The organism is Marinomonas sp. KMM3893, from assembly GCF_004352855.1.
Classification (GTDB): domain Bacteria; phylum Pseudomonadota; class Gammaproteobacteria; order Pseudomonadales; family Marinomonadaceae; genus Marinomonas; species Marinomonas arenicola.
Genome location: NZ_SJSC01000005.1, coordinates 1 through 11,851 on the forward strand (window position 1 = coordinate 1; position 11,851 = coordinate 11,851).

The 11,851-nt window shown below is 46.1% G+C and carries 11 protein-coding genes; 6 read left to right on the plus strand and 5 right to left on the minus strand.

Annotated features, from left to right (window positions below; all coding sequences use genetic code 11):
* Nucleotides 1-263 precede the first annotated feature (263 nt).
* The 3 genes from E0D71_RS12515 to E0D71_RS12525 all read right to left on the minus strand — a co-directional run bounded on the left by E0D71_RS12515 (nt 264) and on the right by E0D71_RS12525 (nt 4,180).
* Entirely contained in the window at nt 264-1,781 is a 1,518-nt protein-coding gene (locus E0D71_RS12515; RefSeq protein ID WP_133003658.1) for a fumarate hydratase, read from the minus strand.
* 173 nt (nt 1,782-1,954) lie between these two features.
* The gene (locus E0D71_RS12520; protein ID WP_133003659.1) at nt 1,955-3,673 is read right to left on the minus strand and encodes a DUF2786 domain-containing protein; all 1,719 of its coding nucleotides are present in this window, start codon (nt 3,671-3,673) and stop codon (nt 1,955-1,957) included.
* Between the two features lie 63 nt (nt 3,674-3,736).
* Nucleotides 3,737-4,180 carry an HIT domain-containing protein gene (locus E0D71_RS12525; protein WP_133003660.1) on the minus strand — a complete coding sequence of 148 codons (444 nt, stop codon included), beginning with the start codon at nt 4,178-4,180 and terminating at the stop codon, nt 3,737-3,739.
* 85 nt (nt 4,181-4,265) lie between these two features.
* On the opposite strand from E0D71_RS12525, the gene E0D71_RS12530 reads away from it, so the two are divergent.
* From E0D71_RS12530 to wrbA, 4 genes are all read left to right on the plus strand, one after another.
* The gene (locus E0D71_RS12530; protein WP_133003661.1) at nt 4,266-5,135 is read left to right on the plus strand and encodes an SMP-30/gluconolactonase/LRE family protein; all 870 of its coding nucleotides are present in this window, start codon (nt 4,266-4,268) and stop codon (nt 5,133-5,135) included.
* A 46-nt stretch (nt 5,136-5,181) separates the two neighbouring features.
* The gene (locus E0D71_RS12535) at nt 5,182-6,906 is read left to right on the plus strand and encodes a proline--tRNA ligase (protein ID WP_133003662.1); all 1,725 of its coding nucleotides are present in this window, start codon (nt 5,182-5,184) and stop codon (nt 6,904-6,906) included.
* A 79-nt stretch (nt 6,907-6,985) separates the two neighbouring features.
* The gene (gene arsC, locus E0D71_RS12540) at nt 6,986-7,327 is read left to right on the plus strand and encodes an arsenate reductase (glutaredoxin) (protein WP_133003663.1); all 342 of its coding nucleotides are present in this window, start codon (nt 6,986-6,988) and stop codon (nt 7,325-7,327) included.
* Nucleotides 7,327-7,926 carry an NAD(P)H:quinone oxidoreductase gene (gene wrbA / locus E0D71_RS12545; protein WP_133003664.1) on the plus strand — a complete coding sequence of 200 codons (600 nt, stop codon included), beginning with the start codon at nt 7,327-7,329 and terminating at the stop codon, nt 7,924-7,926. Before arsC ends, wrbA begins: the two co-directional genes overlap by 1 nt.
* Before the next feature lie 56 nt (nt 7,927-7,982).
* Here the strand turns inward: wrbA and cysB are convergent, their stop codons facing one another.
* On the minus strand, nt 7,983-8,957 hold the full coding sequence (gene cysB / locus E0D71_RS12550) for an HTH-type transcriptional regulator CysB (RefSeq protein ID WP_133003665.1): 975 nt from the start codon (nt 8,955-8,957) through the stop codon (nt 7,983-7,985).
* 107 nt (nt 8,958-9,064) lie between these two features.
* Here cysB and E0D71_RS12555 point away from each other — a divergent pair, with 107 nt between their 5' ends.
* Both E0D71_RS12555 and E0D71_RS12560 read left to right on the plus strand, forming a co-directional pair.
* A complete protein-coding gene (locus E0D71_RS12555; RefSeq protein WP_133003666.1) occupies nt 9,065-9,826 on the plus strand; it encodes a sulfite exporter TauE/SafE family protein in 762 nt (253 codons plus the stop codon).
* Nucleotides 9,827-9,926: 100 nt separating this feature from the next.
* On the plus strand, nt 9,927-11,003 hold the full coding sequence (locus E0D71_RS12560) for a 3-deoxy-7-phosphoheptulonate synthase (protein ID WP_133003667.1): 1,077 nt from the start codon (nt 9,927-9,929) through the stop codon (nt 11,001-11,003).
* Nucleotides 11,004-11,094: 91 nt separating this feature from the next.
* On the opposite strand, the gene nfuA is transcribed toward E0D71_RS12560, so the two are convergent.
* Nucleotides 11,095-11,676, minus strand: coding sequence for a Fe-S biogenesis protein NfuA (gene nfuA / locus E0D71_RS12565; RefSeq protein ID WP_133003668.1), 582 nt, complete (start codon nt 11,674-11,676; stop codon nt 11,095-11,097).
* Between the last annotated feature and the right edge of the window lie 175 nt (nt 11,677-11,851).

Sequence of the window (11,851 nt, forward strand, 5' to 3'; positions counted from 1 at the left end):
GCGAATTGTTTGTAGACTCTCGTAAGACTTCAATTTTTTTGATCAACTACCTTCCGGTAAAACCGAACGGCGATGATCTTCTGAAGACTCCAGCGAGCGCCCACACAAATTATCTGATTATATTCTTAAAGAGCGGTTACGCTTCTGCGTAACGAGGGCTGTATATTACAGACATAATTAAAGAGTGCAACACTTAAAAACAAAAAAGCCACAAATTAATGTGGCTTTTTAATCATCTTGTGCACATGTACCCAGCAACTAGCTTATTTAAGCTCTAATGCTTGCTCTTCGATACGTGCTTTCCATTCTGCTGGCCCAGTCAAATGAACGGAAGTCCCTTGAGAGTCAACAGCAACAGTAACCGGCATATCCACTACATCAAATTCGTAAATAGCTTCCATTCCCAATTCAGGGAAGGCCACCACGTCCGCTTTCTTGATGGCTTTAGACACAAGGTAGGCTGCCCCGCCCACTGCCATAAGGTAAACCGCGCCAAATTCCTTGATAGCATCGATTGCAATTGGGCCACGTTCTGCTTTACCAATCATGCCTAGCAAGCCAGTTTTATCAAGAATGTTGCGTGTGAATTTATCCATACGAGTTGACGTTGTTGGGCCTGCTGGTCCAACCGCTTCATCACGTACTGGATCCACTGGCCCAACGTAATAAATGAAGCGTCCTTTAAGGTCGACTGGAAGCTCTTCCCCATTCGCCATCATTTCAGTCATCTTCTTATGAGCAGCATCACGACCTGTTAGCATCTTGCCATTTAGCAAGACGGTTTCACCTGGTTTCCAGTCTTTTACTTGCTCTGGCGTGATCTCATTCAAGTTGACACGACGAACGCTATCACCTACTTCCCAAGTAATTTCTGGCCAGTCATCCAATGACGGTGGAACAAGATCCGCAGGACCAGAACCATCAAGCACAAAGTGAGCATGACGTGTTGCCGCACAGTTTGGAATCATAGCAACAGGCAAAGACGCGGCATGCGTTGGGTAATCCATGATTTTCACATCAAGAACCGTCGTCAAGCCACCCAGACCTTGTGCACCAATGCCTAGATTATTGACGGCATCAAATATCGCTAAGCGCAATTCTTCAACACGGTTCTGAGGACCGCGCTCTTTTAACTCATGGATATCTATTGGCTCCATTAGCGATTCTTTCGCCATGACCATGGCTTTTTCAGCCGTACCACCAATACCTATACCCAACATACCAGGAGGACACCAGCCCGCGCCCATAGTTGGTACGGTTTTCTTCACCCATTCAACGATATCATCAGAAGGGTTTAGCATCGCTAGTTTAGACTTATTCTCTGAACCACCGCCTTTCGCCGCAACATGCACTTCAACCGTATCACCTGGAACTACTTCCATATGAATAACGGCTGGCGTGTTATCTTTGGTGTTTTTACGCGCACCAGCAGGGTCTGCCAGAATAGAAGCACGAAGCACATTATCAGGAAGCGTATAAGCGCGACGCACACCTTCATTCACCATATCCGCAACGCTCTTCGTGGTTTCCCACTGAACGTTCATACCGATCTTAATGAAAACGGTAACAATACCAGTGTCTTGGCAAATCGGACGCTTGCCTTCAGCACACATTCTTGAATTAATCAGAATTTGCGCCATAGCATCTTTGGCAGCCTGACTTTCTTCTCTTTCATAAGCCTCATGTACGGCTTTAACAAAATCTAATGGGTGGTAATAAGAAATAAATTGAAGCGCGTCTGCAACGCTATCAATCAAATCACTTTCTTTGATAATGCTCATGCATCTCTCCTGCTGAGGATTACGATTAAATCGAAGGCGAAATGGTAAAAGATGCGTAGGCGCAAAGAAAGGGTTAGAGTCTATTTTGGCAAGATATATAGCCCATTCACAAAATAAATATTCAAATACACTAGAGCGCTCCCCCTAATTCGTCCATTAGAGGGGCAAGACCTTTATCGAGGTGTTATTTTTTGATCAGATGAATGCTCAGGGGCTTGTACAGAATACTGGATATACTCTTCTAAAATTTGAGCAGTAAAGGCCTCTCGCTCCGACAAAGACGTAATGCGTTCTGCCTCCCAATTAATGAGACTGATGAAAACAGAATATTTTTTGATATAGCCGTAGCCTATTTGCCTCACACTGATATCGTGAACTGACATTAATCTCTGCACTTGCGCTAGGCATTTTTGCGTTTCAAATTGCCCGCCTTTATTCGCCGTAGTAAGCAAACGTTGAATATGCTGTATCGGATTGTCTGCCACATTGGGCGAACGCGTCACAGTCCCTGCACTAAGAAATTTCTCTAGCATCGCTTCTGTAAACTGCTCTCGCTCATGAACGTCTGCTATCAACGCACTTTCTCGCTCTAGCAAGCGAATAAACAAGCTTTTGTTTTGTATGTCAGAAAACTCTAAATCTTTTAATGACAGCGCATTCTGCGCCATAATCTCAACCACTTTTTCAAACGAAGAGGCGCCTTTATTGGCGGCAGCCGATAACGCAAGGTGGCGGCGTAAATCGTGCATTATTTTTGCCGCGTGATAATCTTCTTTGCGCTGCATATGGCGATTGAGAGACGATTCACGATCATTCAGATCTTGAACCAAAATTTCGTAGGCGGCCAACGCTTCTTGCTCTTCTCGCAAACACATTAAACGCTGCTGACATTGCTCTTTCTCCCAGGCCTCATACGCCACCGCTCGCGCCTGAAACGCTTTTTCAATCGCCTCTTCAAAACTTAACTCTATTTTTGCCCTTTCGGCACGCTTTTGGAGTTCACTGCGCTCTTGTTGATGACGCTTTGCTTTTTTTCGCTGCAGCGACGACTCTGATTGCTGCAATCTCTGCTTAATGCTTTCCATTTCAGCCTGAATACCGGCCTCATCGAAATCCGCTAGCTCCTCATGCACCTGCTTCCAGTAAACATCATCCGAAAAATCAACCACAGACTCGCTGACCGCAGGCTGGGGTTTAAGCGCTTCCGCAAAAGCATGCACCTCAGGCCGAAAAGCCTGAGCAGCATCAATAACATTATCCAAACTTCCTGAGGCCTCTTGGGTATGACGCTTAACGTTGCCGTCCCCTTTCTCTGCGCCATTTACTGCATTATTGGGAAAAGCACTTTCCATACCTTCAGACATCTCTTTTTGTTCTGGCATCTCTTTTGTTTCAGACATCTCTTTTGTTTCAGACATCTCTTTTGTTTCAAACATCGAAGCGCCTTCATCCCTTTCAATACTGTCATTCTTAGCGGCAGTTTTCACTTCGCCGACACCATCATGACGACCAAGCTCATGATCCGCACTCTGACAACCCGCCTCCTGTTCAAGCGATTCATCCACACCATCTAATGACGCTGTCGAATTTTGTTTTTTCTCGTCACGACGCTTTTCACTAAAACGGCGCGAATACACAGAGTCACTAGAGACGGCCTTAGAGGGCGTTTCCTTTATAAATCGAGGCGCTGCCCCATTCCAACTGACTTTATAAAGCAATGTGCGATCGTACAGCTGAACAACAGGCAACTCACGTTGCGCAATATTATATTGTCGAATTAAGGCCTCAGCATGCCGCAATGCAACGATGGATTCAGTCGTATTGGTTGAAGTGGCCAGATTTAGCAACTTAATGATTTTGCTAATGGCTTTCTTTCTTCTTCGCACACTCATAAAAATATCTATCCCTGTTTTACCCACGCTATTGATACTATAGCGCACACCCTGAATCACAGATTAATAGTAAAGCTCAGCATTATTGTCAGGCAAGGTTAAATCGTCATTTAGTAAAGATCTGATTTTCTGCAATACATCAGCCAACGCTTGCTCACTGTAAGGCACGGCAGGCACCTTACCCCAAACCGGCTCAGGCCAACAAAGATCCGTCTCAAAACGCACCACATGATGCACATGAAGCTGAGTCACTTTATTACCTATGGCTGCAATATTGAGTTTGTCGGCTGAAAATGCGTCGTGCAGAACCTCCGCTAACAAGCAACTTTCAGACATTAATAATTGGCGATCGCTTTCTACCAGCTGATGAATCTCACTCACGCCATTTCTCTGCGGCACCAATATCAGCCAAGGAAATTGAGAATCATTTATCAACCTAAGCTGTGACAGTGCAAAATTACCAACCAAAATAGAGTCGCGCTCTAATATCGAATTTAACTCAAACATCTTTGTCTATCCTATTTACAATAAGCCCTTTCATAAGCACTATAGCACCCTTACATTTAAAATCACCCAGAGACTCGGAGTCAGCATGACTGATATGCAATGTGTCTTGGACGCACAGGCTAAATTAGCAGAATGCCCACGATGGGATGAACAGACCCAAACCCTCTATTTTGTTGATATTGACGCATTTAAACTGCATGCTTTTAGCATGGATTCTTACAGCATAGAAACACGTCAGTTCGATGAAGAAATTGGCTGCTTTTCTCTTTGCGAAAATGGCGGATTTATTGCGGCCTTTCGCTCAGGCGTTTATCAATTTACGGACTTTAATGCGCCATTGACGCCTTATTGGAAAGCGACTTACGACCAAAAGACCACACGCTTCAATGACGGTCGCTGCGATCCTAAAGGGCGTTTTCTAGCTGGCACCATGTACAGCCCTAAAGATGCTTTCAAAGGCGCACTCCACCAATTTGAAAATGGCCAAGAGAAACGGCTCGATCAAGCCGCTTGGACATCCAACGGTTTAGCGTTTTCGCCTGATGGCAAAATTATGTATTATTCAGACACGCCAAACCACATCGTTTATCAGTTTGATTACGACCTAGCGACAGGCAGTGCCACCAATAAACGCACCTTTATTGAGTTCCCAAGAGGCAATGGCCGCCCAGACGGCGCCGCAGTCGATTCACAAGGGAACTATTGGAGCGCTTTGTACCAAGGCCAACGAGTGGTTAAAATCAGCCCCCAAGGCGAGATTTTAGAGGAACATCCGGTCCCCGCGACCTACCCCACCATGGTTGCTTTTGGCGGACCCGAGATGAAAACTTTATTCGTCAGTACCTGCCGATCAGCACAAACAGAAGAAGAACTCGAAAGATTCCCTCAAGCAGGCGGAATCTTCGCTCTTGAAACCGATGTAACGGGCCAAATTGAACCTCGTTTCGCCGGCTAGAACACAGAGTTTTACACTTTAACATTCAGACATAGACACTATTATCATGCGCGCAAGCAATTATTTGTTCTCCACATTACGTGATGCACCAACCGATGCCGTCGTTACTAGCCACCAACTTATGGTACGCGCCGGCATGATCCGCCAAATTTCAAAAGGCTTATACACTTGGCTGCCAACTGGCGTTAAAGTTTTCCGCAAAGTCGAAAGCATCGTTAGAGATGAGATGGAAAAAGCAGGCGCCCTGGAAGTCATCATGCCTGGCGTTCAGCCTGCAGAGCTATGGCAAGAATCTGGCCGCTGGCAAAAATACGGTCCTGAACTTCTTCGTTTGGTAGACCGCCACGGTCGTGATTACTGCTTAGGCCCAACCCACGAAGAAGTCATCACAGACTTGTCTCGTAACGAGCTAACCAGCTACAAACAGCTGCCTGCGACTTTCTTCCAAATTCAGACAAAATTCCGCGACGAAGTCCGCCCTCGCTTTGGCGTGATGCGCTCTCGTGAATTCTCCATGAAAGACGCCTACTCTTTCCATGTGAGCCCAGAATCACTGCAAGAAACATACGACGTAATGCACCAAGCCTACTGCAATGTGTTTGATCGCATTGGCTTAGATTACCGCCCAGTACTTGCCGACACTGGCAGCATTGGTGGTGCGTATTCACATGAGTTTCATGTATTAGCGGATTCAGGCGAAGACGATATCGCCTTCAGTGACGCGTCTGATTTTGCTGCCAACGTTGAGTTAGCAGAAGCCATTACTCTAAAAGAGAAAGCAGACCCTGCAACACAAGATGTGACTGAAGTTTTCACTCCGGATTGCAAAACCATCCAAAAAGTGGCGGAATTCTTAACATTAGACGTCACAAAAACAGTCAAAACCATGTTGGTTAAAGGCATTGATGCCAATGAAAACAGCACCATTGTGGCGCTGGTTTTACGCGGCGACCACACCATTAACGAACTGAAAGTAGAAAAACTGGATGGCATCGTTTCTCCTTTTGAATTTGCTGATGAAGATGAGATTCTCACTCACATTGGTTGTGCACCTGGCTCCATTGGCCCACAAGGCCTAAAAGAAAAAGGCATTCGCATTATTGCTGACCGCTCTGCTGCCGTCATGTCCGATTTCTGCGCCGGCGCAAACAAAGACGATTACCACGTTACTGGCTTAAACTGGGAAAGAGACTGCCCTGATTTTGAAGTAGCCGATTTGCGCAATGTCGTAGAAGGTGATCCTTCTCCAGACGGCAAAGGCACCATTGTGATCAAACGCGGCATTGAAGTCGGTCATATTTTCCAACTTGGCCAACAATACGCTGAAGCCCTAAACGCAACCGTTCTAAATGAAAACGGCAAAGCTCAAGTGATGCACATGGGGTGTTACGGCATCGGCGTTTCTCGTATTGTAGCGGCCGCCATTGAACAAAACTTTGATGACAAAGGCATTCTATGGCCTGAAAGCATTGCGCCGTTTGATGTGGCCATTATTGCCATGAACTACGACAAATCAGACGCCGTTCGCACGGAATGCGATCGCTTATACAGCGAACTAAAAGCGAAAGGCTTAGACGTTTTGCTCGACGACCGTAAAGAGCGCCCTGGCGTTAAATTTGCAGACTGCGAACTTCTAGGCATCCCGCATCGCTTAGTGGTTGGCGATAAAGGCCTAGCAAATAACACCCTAGAATACAAAAACCGCACCCAAGGTGAAAACCAAGACATCGCGACCGACAAGGCCGTTGAGTTCATCTTTGGCCTAAAATAGCCGCATCACCAATCACTCGGCACCTCGCCGAGTGATTACGCTCTTCCCTCTTCTGCCTCTCAAAGAAAAAGGAAAATCCATGACCACCATTTACCACAATCCACGCTGTTCAAAATCTCGACAAACGCTCGCACTCTTAGAAGAAAAAGGCCTTCAACCTGAGGTTCGCCTATATCTTCAAACACCACCTAGCATCGAAGAAATTGAAACGCTATTAACGCAACTGGCGCTAACTCCCATCGAATTAATGCGCACTAAGGAATCCATTTACAAAGAACTGGGACTCAACAAAGACAGCAGCGATGAAGAACGCATTCAAGCCATGCACAACAACCCCATTCTTATTGAACGCCCTATTGTGATCCACAATGACAAAGCGAAACTAGGACGACCACCCGAACAAGTGCTGGAACTATTCTAATGAGCACACCCTACGTTCTTATCCTTTTCTATAGCCGTCATGGTTCTGTTTCTGAAATGGCGAAATACATTGCTCGAGGCGTGAACAGCGTCAATAACATCGAAGCAAAAGTACGCCAAGTGCCTCCTGTCTCAGAAATATCCGAGGCCACTGCAGACCCAATACCAACCGATGGCGCACCATACGCCACCCTAGACGAACTTACCGATTGCGCAGGGCTTGCGCTGGGCTCGCCTTCTTACTTTGGCGCCATGGCCGCACCGCTCAAACACTTTATTGATCAAACCTCCACCATATGGATGACAGGAGGATTAATAGACAAACCTGCCTGCGCTTTCACCAGCGCCAGCTCAATGCATGGCGGACACGAACAGTGCCTCCAATCCATGATGACACCGTTATTACACCACGGCATGATTTGGGCAGGACTACCCTATAAACACAAGGCTCTCATCAATACAGTGACTGGTGGCACGCCTTACGGCGCTAGCCATTTAGCCACAGCGACCAGCGAAAACACGCTCAGCAAAGACGAGATCTCCCTCTGCGAAGCACAAGGCAAACGCATTGCAGAACTCGCCCTCAAGCTCGCCAATTAAACGAAAAAAGCCCTTTTTCCTAACGAAAAAGGGCTTTTTTATTCAACGCCATTGATTCAAAATCGCGGCAATACAATCCCCTGGAAAAGCGCATCCACATCTTGTCTATTGGGCGCTTCCATGGCCTCAATAACGAGGTCTTTTGTTAAATGTGGGGCAAACGATTCGATGAACTTATACATATAACCACGAATAAAAGTATTACTGCGAATACCAATTTTGGTGCAGCTGTCCGCGAAGAGATGCGAGGCGTCCAACGCAACCAAATCCGTATCTTGCGAGGCATCGTATGCCATTGACGCCACAATCCCCACCCCCAAACCAAGACGAACATAGGTTTTAATGACGTCAGAGTCGGCCGCAGTAAACACAACATTAGGCTCAAGTTCCGCATCTAAAAACGCCTGATCCAGCTGAGAGCGTCCAGTAAAACCAAACACATAGGTCACAATAGGGTAAGACGCCAGCGCCTCTAAGGTCAAAACGTCCACTTGCGCCAAAGGATGATCTTTCGGCACCACAACGGATCGGTTCCAAGTATAACAAGGCAACATCACCAAATTACCAAACTGCTCAAGCGCTTCTGTGGCAATCGCAAAATCAACCACACCATCATTGGCCATTTCAGCAATTTGCATCGGCGTTCCCTGATGCATATGCAAAGTCACTTCTGGGTAACTCTCCATATACTCATGGATAATATTTGGCAGCGCATAACGGGCTTGAGTATGCGTAGTGGCGATATCAAGAGACCCCTTACGCTCATCACTGAACTCTTTGGCCACACGCTTAATATTCTGAGTTTGATTCAGAATCTCGCCAGCCAATTCAATGATCTTTTCACCCGCCGGCGTCACATGAGTAAGATGTTTACCACTACGAGCAAACACCTCGACACCCAACTCATCTTCTAACAGGCGAATCTGCTTACTCACGCCAGGTTGTGAAGTGTAGAGGCTCTGCGCAGTAGCCGAGACATTTAAGTCATGACGTGCTACTTCCCAAATATATCTAAGCTGCTGTAACTTCATCGACCACCTTATTCCAAAAAGAGTTAAAAACAGAAGAAAACATTACTTTATAGAATAGAGAAAAACCTCTAGTGTTGCTAGCTTAAATCAGCGAAAGAAAGATTACGATGGATTTTATTTGGTATATTTTTGCCGGCGCCGCAGTAGGCCTTGCCGTAGGTATCACAGGTGTTGGCGGCGGTTCTTTAATGACCCCTCTATTATTGTTATTTGGTTTTCCACCACACATCGCCATTGGGACAGACCTGATGTACGCAGGCATCGCTAAAAGTACTGGCGTGTATCTCCACGCCAAACGCGGCAATGTAAACTGGAAAATCGTTGGCGCCATGACCGCAGGCAGCCTTCCTGCCTCTTTTATTACTGTACTGGCCCTGTCGCAGTTTGAAAAACCCGACCATTACCAGCAAATTTTGACCGCCACATTGGGCATTATGTTATTAGTGACCGCGCTGGTCATTACCTTTCGCGGCAAACTATTGACCCGTTTTGATTTTCAAATGGAAGAGTCTCGCAGCCTTAAGGTCATTTTCTTTTGCGGCATTATCCTCGGCATCTTAGTCACACTCACGTCAGTTGGAGCGGGCGCCCTTGGTACCGCCATTATGATGCTGCTGTTCCCTATTATGCGGGCAAAAAACATCGTCGGCACAGACCTAGCCCACGCAGTGCCATTAACCTTGGTCGCGGGCTTGGGCCACGTGTTTCTGGGCAATGTCGATTACACCCTATTGGCAGGCCTATTAATTGGCTCAATCCCAGCCATTTATTTAGGCACACAAATTTCCACCTTCGTGCCGAATAAGGTTTTGCAGCCCGTTTTGGCTACCGCCTTAATGGCTTTTGGACTGAAATACCTATTCTTCTAAAAAAACGCTAGAAAACCAGTGTGTAGCGGTTCATTAAAAGCCAAAAACAAGATACTGTTAAACGCTATCACTAAAAATGCAGTAAGCAGGAAACTCCGTAATGAGTAATACACGCCTTGAGGACTTAAACATAGCCTCCTTTACCTCTTTGGTAACCCCCACAAAACTAAAACAAGATTTGCCAGTCAGTGATGCCGTAAGCCATGGCGTCACTGCAGCTCGTGAAACCATCAAAAACATCATGGATGGCAAAGATCATCGCCTAGCCATCGTCATTGGCCCTTGCTCTATTCATGACACAGAAGCGGCACTGGATTATGCCCGTCGCTTAAAAGAACTCGCGGCTAAAGTAGACGACTCGCTTTACATTATTATGCGCGCCTACTTTGAAAAACCTCGTACTACGGTTGGCTGGAAAGGCTTAATTAACGATCCAAACCTAGATGGCAGCTTCGACATCGACAAAGGTTTGCACATCGGTCGTAAGTTATTAATCGACCTAGCTGAAATGGGCTTGCCGTTGGCAACAGAAGCATTAGACCCTATTTCACCACAATACATTCAAGACTTGATCAGCTGGTCTGCGATTGGTGCACGCACCACAGAATCACAGACTCACCGAGAAATGGCGTCTGGCCTGTCTGGCCCAGTTGGTTTTAAAAATGGCACAGATGGTTCCATGTCTGTCGCGGTCAATGCCATGCAATCCGTCTCGCATCCACACTCTTTCCTAGGCATTAACGAAGAAGGCCAAGTTGCCATCGTTAACACTAAAGGCAATGAATACGGTCATGTGGTACTTCGTGGCGGCAATGGCCTACCAAACTACGATGCGGCGAATGTTGCCAAAGCGGAAGCGGCATTAACCTCAGCCAGCCTAAAACACAACATCATGATCGACAGCTCTCACGAGAACTCGAACAAGAAACCTGAACGCCAAGTAACGGTTGTGGAAGACGCTACACAGCAAATCCTAGACGGCAACCAATCTATTATGGGCTTGATGATCGAAAGTAATATTGGCTGGGGCAATCAGAAAGTGCCTGCTGATAAAAACGATCTGCAATACGGCGTGTCTATTACAGACGCCTGCATCGACTGGGAAACAACGGAAACCACATTGTTAACCATGGCGCAGCAACTTAAAGACGTTTTGCCAAAACGCGATCGCAGCTAGACCTGCAACGCATTCTATTGCCGCCAACGAGCGCAATAAAAAAGGGGACCTTGATCAGCGATCAAGGTCCCCTTTTTAGTATTTATCAAGATTACATAAAGGCGTTATCAGTGACCGTATGGTCGGTTGCGTCTTTCACCGCGGTCAAACCTGGCACTTTTTCAATCAATGTTTTCTCAACACCTTCTTTTAATGTCAAATCAACGGCACTACAACCTTGGCAACCACCACCAAACTGCAATATCGCCACTTGCCCATCAATAACTTCTACCAAGCTTACTTCACCACCGTGAGACGCCAAACCTGGGTTGATATCAGAATACAGCACATAATTGATTTGATCTTCAATTGGGCTATCTGCACTGACTTTTGGCATTTTAGCATTAGGCGCCTTAATAGTTAGCTGACCACCCATTTTTTCAGTGGCATAATCCACAAAGGCGTCGTCTAAGAAGTTCACTGAGTTTTTCTCAATGTAGACTTTTAACTTAGGCAGATTTAAAATTTCGTCCGTTTCGTTCACTTCATCAGGACGGCAATACGCCAAACACGTTTCCGCATATGGGGTGCCAGGCTGCTGGATAAATATACGCACAGCAATACCTTCAACTCCTTGTTTCTCAAGCAATGAAGATAAGTACTCTTGAGCGCCATCAGTAATAGTAATATTCATAATAACCCTTCTAAAATCGGCCACACTGTCAATACCGTCATATTACAGCAGATGACCAGCAAATCCAAAGACCCAGTAAAAAAGTAAGGTATTTTTTCTTTATTTGCGCATTGTTCAATCTTAATAAGCCTTATTAGCAAAACCGCTATAGATATAGATAAATATTCATTTTTAG